The organism is Actinophytocola sp., assembly GCF_050699935.1.
Classification (GTDB): domain Bacteria; phylum Actinomycetota; class Actinomycetes; order Mycobacteriales; family Pseudonocardiaceae; genus Actinophytocola.
Genome location: NZ_JBOHGB010000066.1, coordinates 1 through 15,113 on the forward strand (window position 1 = coordinate 1; position 15,113 = coordinate 15,113).

The 15,113-nt window shown below is 67.4% G+C and carries 22 protein-coding genes; 6 read left to right on the forward strand and 16 right to left on the reverse strand.

The window, feature by feature from the left end; all coding sequences use genetic code 11:
- A partial coding sequence (locus tag ACRDTB_RS21050; protein ID WP_431432751.1) for a hypothetical protein occupies positions 1-611 on the reverse strand: 611 nt, incomplete at its 3' end.
- Between the two features lie 17 nt (positions 612-628).
- Positions 629-1,660, reverse strand: coding sequence for a hypothetical protein (locus ACRDTB_RS21055; protein ID WP_431432753.1), 1,032 nt, complete (start codon positions 1,658-1,660; stop codon positions 629-631).
- A 141-nt stretch (positions 1,661-1,801) separates the two neighbouring features.
- On the opposite strand from ACRDTB_RS21055, the gene ACRDTB_RS21060 reads away from it, so the two are divergent.
- Positions 1,802-2,080 (forward strand): helix-turn-helix domain-containing protein, encoded by a 279-nt coding sequence (locus ACRDTB_RS21060; protein WP_431432755.1) that lies wholly within the window; start codon positions 1,802-1,804, stop codon positions 2,078-2,080.
- Positions 2,081-2,091: 11 nt separating this feature from the next.
- On the opposite strand, the gene ACRDTB_RS21065 is transcribed toward ACRDTB_RS21060, so the two are convergent.
- Positions 2,092-3,096 carry a hypothetical protein gene (locus tag ACRDTB_RS21065; RefSeq protein ID WP_431432757.1) on the reverse strand — a complete coding sequence of 335 codons (1,005 nt, stop codon included), beginning with the start codon at positions 3,094-3,096 and terminating at the stop codon, positions 2,092-2,094.
- Between the two features lie 27 nt (positions 3,097-3,123).
- Here ACRDTB_RS21065 and ACRDTB_RS21070 point away from each other — a divergent pair, with 27 nt between their 5' ends.
- Positions 3,124-3,534, forward strand: a complete 411-nt coding sequence (locus ACRDTB_RS21070; RefSeq protein ID WP_431432758.1) for a very short patch repair endonuclease — start codon at positions 3,124-3,126, stop codon at positions 3,532-3,534.
- On the opposite strand, the gene ACRDTB_RS21075 is transcribed toward ACRDTB_RS21070, so the two are convergent.
- Both ACRDTB_RS21075 and ACRDTB_RS21080 read right to left on the reverse strand, forming a co-directional pair.
- Complete coding sequence (locus tag ACRDTB_RS21075) at positions 3,526-4,599, reverse strand: Cfr10I/Bse634I family restriction endonuclease (protein WP_431432760.1); 1,074 nt, start codon at positions 4,597-4,599, stop codon at positions 3,526-3,528. The two genes, ACRDTB_RS21070 and ACRDTB_RS21075, sit on opposite strands and share 9 nt — an antisense overlap.
- Positions 4,599-4,823 carry a helix-turn-helix domain-containing protein gene (locus ACRDTB_RS21080; protein WP_431432761.1) on the reverse strand — a complete coding sequence of 75 codons (225 nt, stop codon included), beginning with the start codon at positions 4,821-4,823 and terminating at the stop codon, positions 4,599-4,601. Before ACRDTB_RS21080 ends, ACRDTB_RS21075 begins: the two co-directional genes overlap by 1 nt.
- Before the next feature lie 58 nt (positions 4,824-4,881).
- Here ACRDTB_RS21080 and ACRDTB_RS21085 point away from each other — a divergent pair, with 58 nt between their 5' ends.
- A complete protein-coding gene (locus ACRDTB_RS21085) occupies positions 4,882-6,204 on the forward strand; it encodes a DNA cytosine methyltransferase (RefSeq protein WP_431432762.1) in 1,323 nt (440 codons plus the stop codon).
- Positions 6,205-6,215: 11 nt separating this feature from the next.
- On the opposite strand, the gene ACRDTB_RS21090 is transcribed toward ACRDTB_RS21085, so the two are convergent.
- On the reverse strand, positions 6,216-8,504 hold the full coding sequence (locus tag ACRDTB_RS21090) for a hypothetical protein (protein ID WP_431432763.1): 2,289 nt from the start codon (positions 8,502-8,504) through the stop codon (positions 6,216-6,218).
- Between the two features lie 182 nt (positions 8,505-8,686).
- Between ACRDTB_RS21090 and ACRDTB_RS21095 the strand changes: the two genes are divergently transcribed.
- Entirely contained in the window at positions 8,687-8,902 is a 216-nt protein-coding gene (locus ACRDTB_RS21095; protein ID WP_431432765.1) for a hypothetical protein, read from the forward strand.
- On the opposite strand, the gene ACRDTB_RS21100 is transcribed toward ACRDTB_RS21095, so the two are convergent.
- Entirely contained in the window at positions 8,899-9,273 is a 375-nt protein-coding gene (locus tag ACRDTB_RS21100) for a phage tail assembly protein (protein ID WP_431432767.1), read from the reverse strand. The two genes, ACRDTB_RS21095 and ACRDTB_RS21100, sit on opposite strands and share 4 nt — an antisense overlap.
- Positions 9,274-9,318: 45 nt before the next feature.
- Entirely contained in the window at positions 9,319-9,867 is a 549-nt protein-coding gene (locus ACRDTB_RS21105; RefSeq protein WP_431432768.1) for a hypothetical protein, read from the reverse strand.
- A gap of 107 nt (positions 9,868-9,974) precedes the next feature.
- Between ACRDTB_RS21105 and ACRDTB_RS21110 the strand changes: the two genes are divergently transcribed.
- Positions 9,975-10,520, forward strand: a complete 546-nt coding sequence (locus ACRDTB_RS21110; RefSeq protein WP_431432770.1) for a hypothetical protein — start codon at positions 9,975-9,977, stop codon at positions 10,518-10,520.
- A 61-nt stretch (positions 10,521-10,581) separates the two neighbouring features.
- On the opposite strand, the gene ACRDTB_RS21115 is transcribed toward ACRDTB_RS21110, so the two are convergent.
- Positions 10,582-10,995, reverse strand: coding sequence for a hypothetical protein (locus ACRDTB_RS21115; RefSeq protein WP_431432772.1), 414 nt, complete (start codon positions 10,993-10,995; stop codon positions 10,582-10,584).
- A gap of 56 nt (positions 10,996-11,051) precedes the next feature.
- Between ACRDTB_RS21115 and ACRDTB_RS21120 the strand changes: the two genes are divergently transcribed.
- Positions 11,052-11,258, forward strand: a complete 207-nt coding sequence (locus tag ACRDTB_RS21120) for a hypothetical protein (protein ID WP_431432774.1) — start codon at positions 11,052-11,054, stop codon at positions 11,256-11,258.
- 5 nt (positions 11,259-11,263) lie between these two features.
- Here ACRDTB_RS21120 and ACRDTB_RS21125 read toward each other — a convergent pair whose 3' ends face one another.
- Genes ACRDTB_RS21125 through ACRDTB_RS21155 form a run of 7 tightly spaced genes read right to left on the reverse strand, consistent with a single transcriptional unit; the run spans position 11,264 to position 15,058 of the window.
- The gene (locus ACRDTB_RS21125) at positions 11,264-11,563 is read right to left on the reverse strand and encodes a DUF5403 family protein (protein WP_431432776.1); all 300 of its coding nucleotides are present in this window, start codon (positions 11,561-11,563) and stop codon (positions 11,264-11,266) included.
- Positions 11,550-11,906 carry a hypothetical protein gene (locus ACRDTB_RS21130; protein WP_431432778.1) on the reverse strand — a complete coding sequence of 119 codons (357 nt, stop codon included), beginning with the start codon at positions 11,904-11,906 and terminating at the stop codon, positions 11,550-11,552. Before ACRDTB_RS21130 ends, ACRDTB_RS21125 begins: the two co-directional genes overlap by 14 nt.
- The gene (locus tag ACRDTB_RS21135; RefSeq protein WP_431432780.1) at positions 11,903-12,340 is read right to left on the reverse strand and encodes a Gp19/Gp15/Gp42 family protein; all 438 of its coding nucleotides are present in this window, start codon (positions 12,338-12,340) and stop codon (positions 11,903-11,905) included. Before ACRDTB_RS21135 ends, ACRDTB_RS21130 begins: the two co-directional genes overlap by 4 nt.
- Positions 12,337-12,537, reverse strand: a complete 201-nt coding sequence (locus ACRDTB_RS21140) for a hypothetical protein (RefSeq protein ID WP_431432782.1) — start codon at positions 12,535-12,537, stop codon at positions 12,337-12,339. Before ACRDTB_RS21140 ends, ACRDTB_RS21135 begins: the two co-directional genes overlap by 4 nt.
- Before the next feature lie 6 nt (positions 12,538-12,543).
- On the reverse strand, positions 12,544-13,527 hold the full coding sequence (locus tag ACRDTB_RS21145) for a glycosyltransferase family 4 protein (protein WP_431432783.1): 984 nt from the start codon (positions 13,525-13,527) through the stop codon (positions 12,544-12,546).
- 14 nt (positions 13,528-13,541) lie between these two features.
- Positions 13,542-14,468 (reverse strand): phage major capsid protein, encoded by a 927-nt coding sequence (locus ACRDTB_RS21150; RefSeq protein WP_431432833.1) that lies wholly within the window; start codon positions 14,466-14,468, stop codon positions 13,542-13,544.
- A 14-nt stretch (positions 14,469-14,482) separates the two neighbouring features.
- Complete coding sequence (locus tag ACRDTB_RS21155) at positions 14,483-15,058, reverse strand: hypothetical protein (protein WP_431432786.1); 576 nt, start codon at positions 15,056-15,058, stop codon at positions 14,483-14,485.
- Between the last annotated feature and the right edge of the window lie 55 nt (positions 15,059-15,113).

The following is a 15,113-nucleotide window of genomic DNA, read 5'->3' on the forward strand; positions in this document are numbered from 1 at the left end:
TGCCCGACCCGGAACACCCACTCGATGCCGGAGCGGTCCGGGCGGTAGCGCGGGTGGAAGTGCAGATCGGGGCCGTTCTCGTCGGCGGTGAGCTGTTTCAACCGTTCGCCAGCTGGGGCGAGTTCGTACCCGTAGTAGCGGCGCTCCACGTCCCCGGAACTGTTCAGCCGGGGCAGGACGAGCGGCAGCTCGCCGTGCGGCCGGTCGAGCGCGACGCGCACGATGTCCAGCGCGACACCGGGCAACGAGCGGTAGGTGAGGATCACATCGGCGCGGGGGTCGGTGTACGCCCAGTCCCCGAGGCGGGCGAGCACGCGCCGGTCGAACACCGCCCACAACCCGGACGCGGACACCTCGACTGCGCTGGTGTTCGGGGCGCGGCGGCGCGGGATGACCGGCCCCGCCCACAGCACAGCGTCGTCCTGGGTGATGGCGAGGTAGTGCCGCCACGGTGTGGTGACCGCCCGAATGTCCACTGTGGATGGGACGGCGTCAAGCGGGATGGTGGCCCGCGCGGAGCCGGCGGCGGACAGTTCGTCGGTGTAGTCGGCTTCGCCGTCGAGCTCGGCGACGATGTCCCCGGTGCGGAGGTGTCCGAGCAGCAGCCGCACCGGATCACCACCTCCGGTCAGGCGGGGAGACGTAGCAGGGAGAGCGCGCCGTTGTAGGTGAAGTTCGCCCAGGAGCCGGCGGCGCCGATGCGTTCACCGGACAGGTAGAGAGTGTGGGCGCCTTCCAGGACGCGGGTGTTGCGGGCCGGGGTGGTCACCCAGCTCCATCCGTTGGTCGGGCCGACGCCGCGGGCCAGGACCGCGCCGTCGGCGGCGTCGAGGCGGATGGTCAGGTCGGCGCGGCAGTTGGTGCCGGTCAGCTCGGCGCAGCCGGAGATCATCAATCGGTAGGGCCAGCCGGGGTCGGGCACGCCGATCGAGGTCAACGCCGCGATACCGGTGATGCCGGTCCGCGCGACCAACTCGACCGACTCCTCGGACCAGGTGGCGGGCGTGCCGCGCCAGGTCTGGCCGTCAAAGGCTTCCAGGGTGCCGGCGCGGTAGCGGGTGTGGCCGGCGTAGGCGCCCGGCAGCGTCGGGTCGTCGCCGGGCAGCACCACCCCGACCCCGGTGCGGACACTGGCGGCGCGGCGCAGGTCGGTGAACATCGGCGCGGTGAGCTGTGTCGTGCCGGCTGGCATGGCGATGCGGGCGAGCGGGAATGACACGGGCGGCAGCTCCGGTTCGACCGGTTCCGGCCCCGCCAGCCCGGTCACGGGTTCGAGCACGAATTCAGTGCGCGGGTCGCCGAGTCGTTCGTCGTAGACGCGGGCGACGATCAGGTCCACGCGCGGGTTGGACGGGTCGGCGTCGTCGAGTTGGACGCGGCCGGTGCGGTCCAGCGTGCAGACGTAGGGGCCTTGGCCGGGTCGGTTGATCACGCATTGGCCGGGGTAGAACGCCACGCCGAGCCCGTCGTTCGCGGCGAGCGCCGCTTTCAGGTCGACGACCACGCCGTTCTCGGTGCGGGAGGGCAGCACTCCGTCCGCCCACGCCATCATCCGGCCCGGCATCGGCCCGAGCAGCGCGCCGACCGCGTACCGGGCGTCCCGCTCGCCGATACGAAGCTGAACGGCCCATGGGTCCAAGCCGCCTTGAGAGATCGCCATGGGACAACCCCCAATTGAAGAAACGATGCGGTGAAAGGTGAATGAAGCGGAGATTGAGGTACGGCGCGCTGATCAGAACTGCGTGCACCACGGCGTGACGATGTGCCCGCCGACAATCGAGGAAGGCGGGTACACCTGATCATGAACAGCGCCGTGTCCGACCCAGACAGGCCGGTCTTCTACACCGTCCGCGAAGCCGCGAAGATCCTTCGCTGCGACAAGAACACGCTGTATCGCGCGATCCATGACGACGCGTTCCCCGCAGTGAAGCTCCGCTCTCGCTTTGTCATTCCAGCGGCCGCGCTGGACAGGTTGATCGCCGAAGCCGCTGACACCCAGGGCTGCGTCGACGTCGCCCAGATGGCCGCCCGGCGGCGCGACGAACGTGAGTTCGCGCGGGTCACCGGACGCGCTTCCTAGCGCATGGGACGTCACCACCACGCGGCCCGCCACCGAACCTGGAGGCGGGCCGTTGCGTTGGGCACCGAGCCGTGCGACAACACAAAATCCACTGTGGCCTTCGGTGATACGACGAACGCGTCCCAATCCGTGACGACCGTGCGATGACGGCGGCTGACGTCACCGAGTCGCACCGTGCGCTCGCGGACGTCGATGACGAGCCGGTCGTTCTCGCCAAGCGGGTCAAGATAGATCAGCCGGCCGGCTGGGTTGTCTGGCCGGCTGACGGTGACGGGTGGCGCGAGCGGGCCGAGCAGCGCGAGCCCTGGTGCGGTGTCGGCTGTGCCGACGTTGGCGACTGTGGCACGTCCGGCGTCCCGCTGCGACCCAAAATCCAAGCCCGAGCCGGCAAGGGCGAAGTCGAGCCCGCCCACATCATCCATACCGAATGTGAGCCCGGTCACCGATTCGGAGGGAAGGCCCGTCTCCGCGGTGTGCTCGACCGCGGTGTACTTGCGCGGGTCAGCGGCGACGAGCTGGAGCGAAAAGTCCAACCACTGCCCGCCGGGGCGAACCGACACAAGAGTGGTGTCGTCTTGGGTGACATGCGCCAGCAGCTCGCCTGTTTCCTCGGTGCACCGCAACTCGAACTTGCGTCCAGGCTCGGCGCACAACGCGGCGAGGCGGTGTTCGGCGTCGCGCCGCGCTTCCCAGGTGGGTGCGTAGACCCAGCCGTCCAGTCGGATCGTGCGCGGGTCCCGGTACGTTCTGGGAGGCCAGCCGCCGTGCGCACCGGTCCGTGGCTGGGTCTGGTCGTTGCGCACGGGCGGCGACGCCGACCAGCCGGTCTCGGAGTCAATCACCCACTCGCGTCCGAGCTGGTCAGCCGCGCCGTTGAAGGCAATCCCATCGAGTAGCCAGCGCACTCGCAACGGCAATGCGGAGACGACCATGCCGGGCCTACCCTCCCAAGCGGTAACGTTGTCGGCGCGCCGTGGCTGCAAGAGTCGGGAGGCTTCCGCGCTGTGGTAGATCACCTGTCACGTCAGGGCCGCTCTCGGAATATGGCGGCGATTCGGTCGAAGGACACCGGGCCGGAGATGAGGCTACGCACGGCCCTGCGGGCCGCAGGAGCGACGGGATACCGGGTTCACCTGCGCACCCTTCCGAGTAAGCCTGACGTTGCGTTTACGCGCTGGCGGGTAGCGGTGTTTGTTGACGGGGCGTTCTGGCATGGTCATCCCGACCATTTCAATCCGGCGACCGCAAGCCAGTTCTGGCGCGACAAGATCGCCAGGACTCAGGAGCGGGATCGGAAGGCTGATCAGGCGCTCCGGGAGGCGGGATGGACAGTTGTCCGTTTTTGGGATTTCGAGCTTTCCGAGGCACCTGACGAGATAATCGGCCGAGTTCTGGCGGCACTTATGGATGCTGGCTGGAAAGAACCGGTTAGAGCTGTGTCGGCGTCACGATGATGGAGGCCAATTAATATCCAGCTTAGCGGTGGCGCCTACATCATCAGGAGCGATGAGCTGGACCCGCTCGTTCAGGAAGTCTAGCAATCTACGAGCAAGCCCCTGAGCGTTCTCAGGTACATAAAGTTCGCGAACGGCACGATGTTTAACACGTTCAGGCACCAGCACCGAATATAGTGATGCCGCTTCGTATGTCGTCAGAGCATCTGTGCCGAAATGACTGAGAGTATGAACCTCGAATTCAACTCGCGGTGCGCCGAGATGTCCCTCCAACAGTAGCTGCATGATGTTGGCCTCGTAGAGAGGCTGGTACAGCCTGTCACTTCGCAAGCTCTTCTTGCACGCGATTGCCAACAGAATCTCGCCCGGCTCAATCTGTCCCTCTAGGTACCGGTATGCATGCTGAATCTCAGCCTGATTCAGACGAGAAAGATTCTGGAACTCCGTTCGCCACAGATCATTGTCGCGCCGGTTCTCGGGAATAGCGACAACTGCGATATCGGGTGTCGAAGTCGGGAGTTTTAAGGTGCTACTCTTTAGCTCATTGCGGAGAAAGGTAATCTTTTCCGTGGCGGGCGGCGTAAGCAGTTCTACCCAGTCGTATCCGCGCGGAAGATTGAGCACCGCTACTTGACGGTTGGGATCAGGAATGACAGTGGGCCGTGGGTAACCTGACCGGAGAGGCCACTTGCCGCCGGTCATGTATGCGTTCCAGCGCGCAGCTATATTCCACATAACCGCCGAGGAGACAATCTCAAAGATGTCGCCTCCCACTTTCGCCTGCGCGCTGCTCTTAATCTCGTAATCAGCTGTAAAGAACAACCGGCCTTCCGCATCGGCGTTATGCAGCGGCTGATCTACTGTCTCCCCGTAAGGCTGGGTATTGAAGACGTGGGACGTCGAGAATCCGGGAACGAACTCGGCGAACGTGTAGGCCAGCATGTTTGTCTGCGCCAACCGGAACTTTGTGTCCCGGCCGCGAACAGGCCTGTTTCGCAGATCCTCCACACACCGTTCAGCCTCGTCAAGCGCCCGGGTAGCAACCTCGCTGAAAACGAACGGCACTACTCCATCTCCTCGGCAGTCTTGATCAACTCATGGAGCGGTCGCCCAAGTGCGCTCGCGACTCTCTCTTGTGTAGTGAGTGTAGGGTTGCGCCGGCCGCGCTCCAGTCCACTCACGTAGGTCCGGTCAAGCCCTGCAGCGTCGGACAACTGTTCTTGGGCAAGGCCCAGCTCACGACGGGCAGCGCGCACTGCCAGTCCAAACCGTGAGACCAGGTCGGACACACCCAAACAGTACGGTGATCATGTGTTACGGTCCACGGACGATAAGTCACATTCGCCGGTGGTCGGCGTGGCGCACGCCGGACTGTCGGTGGATCAAGCTAGGGTCCTGACCCGTGAGGTGGACAGAGTGAGCGCGTACCGTGCGGTCTCGTTGTTTTCTGGTTGCGGCGGCTTCTGCGAGGGCATCCGTCTTGCCGGCTTCGACGTCAAGGCTGCGGTAGAGATGGACCGGTTCGCGGTCCAGACCTACGAGCACAATTTCCCCGAGGTACCGCTATTCAAAGGCGACGTACACGCATTTCTGAACGACGACTCGTCGGAATGGCGTGACGAAGCTTCACATTTCTCCGATGTCAAATCAGGAGCGGTCGACCTGCTCTTTGGCGGTCCGCCGTGTCAGGGTTATAGCCAGATCGGAACCCGGATACTGGATGACCCACGAAACGAGCTATACCTCCAGTATGTTCGCATTCTCAAAGTGTTGCGACCGCGCGTATTTTTGATGGAAAATGTTCCGAACATGCTGTTGCTTGCCAAAGGGCGATTCAAGCGTGAAGTGCTTGAAGCGTTCGCTCAGGCGGGCTACCGGAACGCAGGCGTTACGGTTGTTGCCGCAACAGATTTTGGGGTACCCCAGCTTCGAAGGCGGGCAATCTTCTTTGGTGTCCGGGACGACCAGGATCTTGGCCTGGACGCACAGGTCTTTCTCGAGGCGGCACTAGAGGAGGAAAAGCAGCCAGAGATGACTGTCAAGCAGGCTATTGGGGAACTTCCCGAAGCAACGGCGATTCACTACGAACCACTTCGGTACCCGCGAACCGGACGCTCTAACGACATCCTCAACGAGCTTCGACTCGACCGGGACGGTCGCTGGTATGCGGCAGAGTACAAGAAACGCCAGGCCGGAGGGACCCTCAAGCTACACAACCATCACACGAAAGAAATTCAAGAACGGCGCCGCAAGCTGATCAAGAAACTCGCGCCAGGAGCTAAAGCCGACTCGCTCCCCCCGTCAGTTTGGAACGGTGCACGACCCGAGAAGTGGCGCCGTCTACACCCAGACAAGCCCGCATACACGATCCTCGCCCAGATGCACCGTGATCTGTCCGAATGGGTTCACCCTGACCACCAGCGCTGGATCACTGTACGCGAAGCGGCGCGACTTCAGTCATTCCATGACGGATTCGTGTTTAAGAGCAGTGAATGGCAGATGCTAAAGCAGATCGGAAATGCAGTTCCTCCCTTGCTGGCCAGAGGGCTCGGAGCCGCAGCTGAACGTGCACTTCAGCAGTTGGATAACAGAGATGGATCAGTTGTTTCCTTCCCGAAGCCTCACCAGGCATCGCTCCAGCTCGACTATTCATCTGATGTGGCGGGTTGAGTCCTGACGATCTACGTGCTTGCGGTGCGCATGGCGTAGCCAAGTTGCCGGTTGGCCGCAGTGGCGATCGCCCACGGCGACTGTTCCGGGGCGGCGTTGATCGTTTGCTGCACGGTCACCGCCGACCCCGAACCCGGCGCGGTGGCGTCGAAGTCGGCGCGGGCCGGGTCGAAGGTGGCGGCGGTGGCGAGGTGGTTCGCGGCGCGGGCGGCCAGCGGTGTGGCGTCGCGGATACCTTGCGCGAATCCTTGGGCGGTGTAGCCGCCGATCTGTGCCATGAGCCGCGACGGTGATGCGATGCCGAGAGTCGGCGGGGTGCGTTCCCCGGTGCGGAAGCTGCTGGTGGCGGTGGCCATGTCGCCGACCGCGCGGCTATTGCGGAACGACCGGGTGACGTCTCCGCCGAGGCCGACGACACTGCCGATGTCGCCGAGGAGATCCGAGACCCAGTCGATGGCGTCGCCGATGCGGTCGATGAGCCATTGGATGGCGTCGATCACCGCGCCGATCGCGGTGCCGATGGCGTCGAAGATCCCGACGATGATCTGGCCGAGGGTGGTGTTGGTGAAGAACGACACCAGTCCGTTCCACACGTTCTTCACGCCGTCGATGGCCCAGTTGACGGCGGCGAGGATGCCGTCCCAGACGCCGATCCAGAAGTCGCGGAAGCTGGCGGAGTTGTTCCACAGCCAGACGAACGCGGCGACCAACGCGCCGATCGCGGCGATGACCAGCCCGATCGGGTTGGCCAGCAGCACGGTGTTCAGGCCGGTGAACACCAGGGACGCGACCCGCACGATGGAGACCAGGGCGGACAGACCGGAGATGAGCGGGCCGGCGATGGCGGCGACGGTGCCGAGTCCGATGATCACCGGCCCGAGCCAGGACGCGTTGGCGGACAGGAAGGACGCGAACTGTTGCAGCAGTGGCCCGGCGATCCGTAGGGCGGTGACGAGCGCGCCGGAGAGCTGGGTGACGAACACCGACAGCGCGGGCGCCAGCTCGACGAGCACCGGACCCAGTTGCGTGAGCGCGGCACCCAGCACGGTGGAGATCGCCTGGCCGGCGACGGCGGCGAACTCGGCCAGCGCGCCGAGCACCTCCGCGCCCTGCGCACTGTCCAGGAAGGCGGCGAGTTGACCGGTGGCGTCGGCGAGGAAGGCGAGGAACCCGCCGCCGGTGTTGTCGAGCGCGCCGAACACCGAGGCGGCGATGGAGCCGAGGTTGCGCAGGATCTGGAGGAGCTGCCCGACCGAGGTGATCCCGCCCTGTATCCAGGTGGCGAGTTGGCCGGAGGTGCGGGCTTCGGCGATGAACGCGCGGAACCGCTCGGCAGCGTCGGCGAGCCCACCAGCGAGACTGGGCAGGAACGAGGCACCGACAGTCGTGATGTCGCGCAGCGCGGCGGAGAACGCCACCCCAGCCGGAGCCAACGCCGCGAGAGCGGTGCGGACATCGGCGAGGATCGAGGACGTGTCGGTGAGGGACTGTGATGAGGTGAGGAAGGTGGCGAACGCGCGAGCACCCGTGTTGAGTTCGGTGGCGATCCCGCCGAGCCCGGTGCGGAGCACGGGCAGGTAGGAGCCGGCGAGTTGGGTGATCGTGGCGGCCATCCCGGCGAACAGCCGCTCCTGCACATCCAGCCGCAGCCCGCCGAATGCGGGTTGCAACGCCTTGATCGCTTGTGCCGTGTCCCGCGCGGAGGGCGCGAGGTTGGCGAGGGCTTCGGCGAACGCGGCCGGGTCGTCCATCGAGGAGAGGGCGTCGCCGAAGCCCTGCATCCCCACCACGAGCGTGCCGAGCGCAGCAGCGGCGGCGAGCCCGGCTGCCGGCAGCACCAGCAGTGCGCCGGACGCCTGCGCGGCGCCGACCGCGAGCCCGGCCAGGCCAGAGGTCGCGGCGGCCAGCCCACCGATCGCGAACGTGACCGAGGCGAGGCGGGCGAAGTCACGGCCGGCCTGCTGAATCTGGGCGAGGTCGTTCTTGTCCAGGTCGACCCGCAGCGACACCGACTCGCCGGCCAGGCCACGGACGAGCCGCTGAAACTCCGACTCCACCCGGTCGGCGTCCAGTTCGGCCGGCACGGTGACCGTGGCGCCGCGCTCGGCGATGTTGGCGAGCCGGCGCGCGTCGGCGGCCAGGCGGTCGCCGTCGAGCACGGCGGCGATGTGCACTGAGCTGGTGCGTTCGATCTGTGCCAGGTCGCGGGCCAGGAACCGGCCGAACAGGTCAGTGTCGGGCAGGACGCGGACGGAAACTCGGCCAATCTCGCGGCCCCCCCGGACCCGCCACCCTGTCACCCCCGCCCGGTGGTCTCCCGCTGTTGTGCGGCGGCGATCTCGGCGACGGTCACCACTCGTCCGGCTCGCCGGGGCGAGGTCGGGCGTGGGAGCGGGGGCGGCGGTTTCGGGCGGCGTCTGGAGTTGGCGGCGACGGTGGCCCAGGTGTTGAGCTGCACGGCGTCGGCCACAGTGGCCAGCAGATGCGCGGTGCTGGTCTACGGGCGGTGCTGGGCGGCGTGGTCGGGGCCGCCGCGGAGCGCGGCGACGGTCGCGGAGTCTTCGGGAAGATGCTCGACCAGCCACAACACCCGCCGCGGCGACAAGCCGCCCCGATCGCGCCAGAGGTCGGCGAGGTCGGTGCGGTAGTAGCGCCGCAGATCGGCGACGAGGCTGGTGGCGCCGGTCTGGTCGGCTAGCTGGTCGAGCGCGAGGCTTCCGGGAGTTGACAGACCTGCTGGTACTGGCGGAACACGCCCATCAACGTCAACAGATCCCCCTTTATCGCGGACAGGAGCGCGCGGCCGGCGGTCTTGGTCTCGGCCACGAGAATGAGGACGTCGCCGATCGCGGCGAGCAGCGCGTCCTCGCTGTCCGCATGCTGGCTGTTCTCGTCGGCGACCTGGCCGATGTGGTTACCCAGCTCGGCCAGCCGCTTGCGGTCCGGTTTGGACAACCGCAACGCGTGCCGCAGCTTTACGGCCTGGCCGTTGGGCAGGGTGATCTCCAGATCGCCGAACTGCTGCTCGGCCTCCTGCCGGATCTCGTCGAGACCGATCACGGTCGCCACAGGATCAATCCTCCAAGTCGTTGAGACGTAAGGGAAAGCGACTGGTTACGCGGGTGGAGCGCCGAGGCCGGGCGCGTACCACTCCATGAGGTTCGAGCCGGTGACCTGAAGGACCTGGGCACGGACGGGGAAGGCGAGGAAGTTCTCCACGTCCACGCTGACGTCGTCATCGCTGCCGATCGACACGCGCGGCACGTACAGCCCAGCCTCGGCGCCGCCGTCGATCATCCGCACGAACAGCGCCCGCTCCACCGGGGCGCCGACGCCGTTGACGCCGAACACGCCGGGGGTGTCGATGTCACCGGCGCCGAAGAACAGTTCCAGGGTGTTGTTGTCCACCTGGTGCAACTGGAAGGTGATCGCCCACGTCGCCGGCTCTCGCCGCTCCCGCAGCGCGGGGTTCTCCCAGGTGCCCTTGACCTCCGAATCACCCTGATCGCGAGTGATCGTCAACCCTTCCTCGCGGGAGGTGTGTCCCACGATCGACCACGGATCGGTCGGGTTGCGCGGGTCGGGCGGGGGCGCCTGACCGGGGCCAGCGAGGTAGACGCGGCCTGTGCCGGGAATGAGGACAGCGCCGTCGTTGAGCGGCACGAGAAGCCTCCACACAAGACAGAAGGCGACACGCGAATGTCGCGTATCGCCTGTTAGGAATGGATTTGCTGGGCCCAAGGCTGTGGCGGGTGTCTACAGTCACGGGCGTGGCTGACGACCCCGACGACCTTGCGGAATACTTCTCCAGACCGCCGCTGGAGCGGATTCTCGACCATCTCGCCAAGGCAATGATGGACGTGCGCGATCTGCCTGAGTTCGCGTACGACGGCTCGTGGCTGGAGCGCTCGACCAGGACGTTTCCTGCCGCTGCGGGGTGCCGAGACGCGTTCTACGTCGCAGTACGCTGCGTCGCTGAGTTCTTCGTGCGGATGCCCTCACGGGACTACTCAGCGCGGGATTTCCTGCCGACGTGGCAGCCGCGCAAGGCACTCGCCGCCCGGCTCGACCGAGTGTGGTGGGTGGCCTCGAAGCACGTGGTCCACATGAGCCGGGACCGCGTACCCCCAGATATGACTGGTTGGGCACCCGAGGACACTTCTTACCGGGGCCTCCGCGCAGTCGGGCGCGACTGCTGGAAGGTGCTGGCCGAATTCACCGACGCATACACAGCCGCAGGCGGTGAGTACACGCAGAACTTCCGCGAGATGCGCGATGGCACGCGCCCGATGACACGGCGCGAACAAGCGTATTGATCGAAGGTACGACGTGAACGTGAGCGCGAGCGGCTGCTCGACAACCTACAGCTCCAGTGACTCAGATCGATCGCGGTGGGCGGACGCCGAGTTCGTAGGCCGCGGTGAAGCGGTAGACCTCGCCGGGCTGGCCGGCGGTGCGGATCTCGTGTGGGTAGGTCAGGGTGCGGAACGAGGCGAGGTGCCCGTGTGGGGTGACCTTCTGGTCCTCCCACGCTCGGAACAGCACGACGCGGACGTGTTCGGCGAGATCAGCAGCCGCCTGTTTCCCGCCGGTGCTGGTGAAGCAGTCGACGTCCACGCGCGGCACGCCGAGGAACCGCGGGTCGACCTCCTCGCCGCCGACCAGGTCCACGAACACATACGGCGTGCGGCGCAGCGGATCCGACAACTCCGTCTCCACCGTCACCGTGCTGGGCAGCGCGCCCCGCAGCAGCGCGAGGACGAGCCCGTCGACGTAGGGCAGCAGCCGCACGCGGCCTCCCTCATGTCGCCGTAGCGCCGACCGTGTCAGCGACCTATCATCCGAACATGGGTTCGAATTCAACTTCTCGGGAGATCCAGGTGGCGGTCCGCGAACTGGTGGACATGCACCGGGTCGCGCACACGCCGGACGGCAGTGGGAAGCACTTCGCCAGCAAGTGCGGCCCCTGCCGCGTGTTCTACCGCGTCGACGCCCAGACGATGTTCCGCTGGTTGGACAGCCTCGACGTCTCCGACGACGTCGAGACGGCGTAACCGGGTTACAGGTCGGCGGCGTCGCGGAGGATGCGCAGGCCGGGCACGTAGGTGACCTGCGCGTCGGTTTCGCCGTTGTCGGTGAAATGCCCGTACTCGATCGACAGCGCGGCCTCGTCCACCAGGGACACATGCGCGTCAGTGCGTCCGCGGATGACCTCGATGGTGGCGTCGCCGGAGTCGCGGTGCTGGGCGAGGTTCGCGCGGGCGCGGGCGGCGATCTCGTCGGCGGCCTCGCCGACCGCGTCCCGGACGCCGGGGAGGTGCGCCACGATGTCGGCGACGTTGCGGTCAACCTCGGCCACGGCTCGCCTCCCGATGGGGTCCGCGGGCCTGCATGAGCACCGTGACGTGACGGGTGGTGGGGCTGTCGCCGCGCTGTTCGGGTTCGCCGAGCACGTCCCATGTGCGGCGGTCGTAGTCGATGCGATCCCACGGGCCGGCGGGTGCGCGGCGGGCGATCACGCGGGCGAGGGTGACGACCTGCTGGCCGTTCACGACCAGCTCGGTCGAGTTGACCGGCTGCACGCGTGCCCAGACCAGCACCGGCATCGTGCCGGGCCGCCAGGCGTAGTTGCCGTCCGCGTCCGCCTCCCACACCGACGGGTAGACCACGATCGCGTCCGGACCGGCATCGAGCAAGCTCACGAGGGGCTCCAGACGCACCAGCAGTCCGCCGGACAGAAGTGCGGGCAGGTGGGCGGCGGCGGAATCGTGCACCGGGGGAAGGCGGGCCGGATGGTGAACGCGCCGGGCCGCACGCCGAGGAGGTACCAGTCGGCGTCAGGGATGGTGAGGTAGCCAGCGGCGGCGCGGGTATCGAGGGTGTAGGAGTAGTCCCCGGCGGTCTCCGAACGGAACCCGCCTGGATTGCGCAGCACCCGCACGACAGCGTTGGCCTCGACCATCACCACGAGCTCGCGGCGAAGACGGCCGTCGGCGATGCGCTGGTCCAGGTCGGGGATCTTGACGCGGATGACCGTCTCGGCGTCTTCCAGCAGCACGGCGGCCAAGTCGCGCTCGGCGTCGGTGAGCGGTCGGCCGAGCCGGACCTCGACGTCGGCGACGCTGGCGTAGCTCACGACACGCGACCAGACCCACCGCCGGTTCCGCTGGTGATGCGGTGGCGAGCGGTCGTCTTGCCGCTGCGGGTCGTCGCTCGCCGGGTCGGCGTGGCTGGTTGGTCGGGGTTGGGTCGGGTGTAGCCGGCGGCTAGGAGCCGCTCGGCGTGTTCGTCGCGGACCCGCACTCGCGTGCCCATGGTGTTGATCAGCTCCACGGCCGGTCACCGTCCTTTGGCTTGTGTGACAAGGGATTCCAGCGCGGCCACCCACGCGGCGAGATCGGTGCGCGGGTCCAACTCGGCGGCGCGGCGCTGGACGACCGCGGACAGCGGTTCCCAGGTGGCGGGCTGGAGGATGGAGCGCAGGGCGCGTTCCCAGGCGTCGAGGTCGTCGCGGTCGCAGAATGTCCCCGCGTAGGAGAGGGACTCCAGCAGGCCGGAGGTGGGGTGGGCGATGACCGGGATACCGGAATGCCCGGCCTCCACGGCGACCATCCCATAGGACTCGTAGACCGAGGGCATGACCAGCACGCGCGTGCGTGCCCACACATCGCTCCGCATGTCGCTGGTTTGCGGTTGCGTCTCGACGTTGGGCAGGTCGTCGCGGATGACCTGGTGACCGTGTCCGCCGACGACAGCGAGGAACGGCACATCGGGCATGCGTTCGGCGAGTGCGTAGAAGACACCGGAGCCCTTGTCCCGATTCAGGTTCACCAACGTGACCCGGTCGCCAGGGGTGGTGGTGTGCTCGTGCCTCCACACCGGTGGGTGCACCACGACCGACCGCAAGCCCTTGTGCCGCTTGGCAAAATGCCGGGTGATCCAGTGCGTGTTGAACACCGCCAACTGTGGTCTCTTGTGGAGCCACAGGTTGGTGTGGTGCATGTGGTTGTGGATCACGTGCACCACCGGCACCCCCAGGTCCCGCCCGAGCTTGGACGTGTGCGGGGTCTCCTGGTGGTGCGTGACCAGTACATCCGGTTCCAGAGCGGTGACCAGGCGGGGCACGGTGCGTCCGCCTGTGCCCGCCCGGTGCACCGCGACCCCGTCGACCGTGTAGTCGTCAGCGCCTTCGGGTTGGGAGGTGACCACCACGTGCGCCTCGTGCCCGGCGTCCACCAGGGCGCGCAGCATCGCGTGCAGCATGGTCTCGGAGCCGGCGCGGTGGTGTGGGAGGTAGAAGTGGATGAGCGCGACAGCCCGCACCCGGTGACCTCCCTTTAGCTTCCGGCCATCTCGTAGGCGGCGAACGCGTCGACGGAGCCGATGGCCCAGCCGAAGACGGCCTCGACGAGCAGGCCGACGAGGTTGTGCTGCCACAGGGAGACGAGCTGGCCGTCGATCATCACGGTGGCCTCGGTGCTGACCTTGATGGTCATTTCCTGTGCGAAGCCCCACTTGATCTGGGGCCAGTCGCCGCCGAAGGCGCGGACGGTGGTGTCCGTGCTGGCGCCGATCTGCCCGGACACGGCACGGCTGTAGGCGGTGGGCAGGCCGAGCACGGTGTCCATGCGGTCGGCGAGGTTGGTCGCGGTCTGCAGCAGCGGCCGGCCGTTCTTGTCGGTGGCGCCGATCAGCCGCGGCCGCAGGCGGGAGTCGGCGGCGAAGCCGGTGAACTCGTCGGTGGTCTGGTCGTTCACGACCAGCTCGTAGCCGGCCACCAGGTCCCCGGAGATGCCGCCCTCCTCCTGCGGGGTGGAGCCGAGGACGACGCGGTTGGTGGTCTGGTTGAGGTACTCCTTCCCCTCGACCATCGCCCCGGTGAGCGGGGAGCGGCCGTGGAAGGTGAGCAGGTCAGCGCCGCGGGCGAGGGCGAATGCGAGGTCGTCGGAGATCTGGTCGTAGGTGCCGCCGACGTTGGCGCGGGCGAACTCCTCGGACACGACCACGATGGTCGCGAGCTTGACCGGCTTGATGGTCTTCACGCCGTAGCCGACATCCGAGACCGGCTTGGCGTCGCCCTCACCGATCACCCCGACCTCGGGGCGTTTGGTGGTGGTCGGGATGCTGGTTTCGCCGAGGGTGACGGGCAGGGTGCCGGCCAGGCGCATGATCACGCTGCGTTCCTGGGCCTTGTCGAAGATCGGGCCGGTGACCTCGCGCGGCAGGAGCTGCTCGGGGATGTTGGCCAGGGTTGTTGGCGGAATGGGGGATCACGTCCTTACTGGAGTTTGTCCTGGACGAAGGCTGCGAACGCCTCGGCCGGCGAGGTCGCGGCACCGGTGGCGGTGTCCAGGCCGGCGCCCTGCGACGGGTCGGCGCGGCGCCGGTCGGGCGGGGTCGAGAGGCCGAGCAGCTCGCGCAGCCGCTGGGCGTCGGCGGCGAGGTCCTCGTCGGTGTCGCCGACCAGCCGCGCGGCGAAGTCGGCGACCTGGGTGGGCGGTACGTCGGCGGCGAGCGCGGCCCGCAACCGGGCGGCGTCACGCTGGGCGGCGGTCAGCTCGCCGGACAGGCGGTCGATCTCGGCGCGGGACTCCTGGTCCTCGCCGTGCTCGGCGGTGTCCTTGTCCTGCAAGGCTTTCTGCGCGGTGTTGCGCTCCCGGCGGTACTTGGCCGCTTCGGTGCGGGCGCGGCGGATCTCGGTCTGCGCCCACTCGGGCAGCTCGGCGAGCGAGCCCGGCGAGCCCGGCGCTGGCGTCGGTGCCGGTGTCGGCTCGCTCGTGGCGGTGCCCGCGTTCTCCGGCGTGGGGGCGTCGCCGGTGTCGCCGGATGGGTCGGTGGTTTCGTTGGGTGGCAAGGGTGTGGCCCTCCTGGGGCATGCGACGGACGGCCCGCCAGGGGCCGGGAGCGGA

Coding starts and splice junctions, on each gene's coding strand:
- ACRDTB_RS21120 (WP_431432774.1), top strand. CDS start 11,052: ATGGGTTCGAATTCAACTTCTCGGGAGATCCAGGTGGCGGTCCGCGAA.
- ACRDTB_RS21095 (WP_431432765.1), top strand. CDS start 8,687: ATGCGCGGTGCTGGTCTACGGGCGGTGCTGGGCGGCGTGGTCGGGGCC.
- ACRDTB_RS21055 (WP_431432753.1), bottom strand. CDS start 1,660: ATGGCGATCTCTCAAGGCGGCTTGGACCCATGGGCCGTTCAGCTTCGT.
- ACRDTB_RS21070 (WP_431432758.1), top strand. CDS start 3,124: ATGGCGGCGATTCGGTCGAAGGACACCGGGCCGGAGATGAGGCTACGC.
- ACRDTB_RS21060 (WP_431432755.1), top strand. CDS start 1,802: ATGAACAGCGCCGTGTCCGACCCAGACAGGCCGGTCTTCTACACCGTC.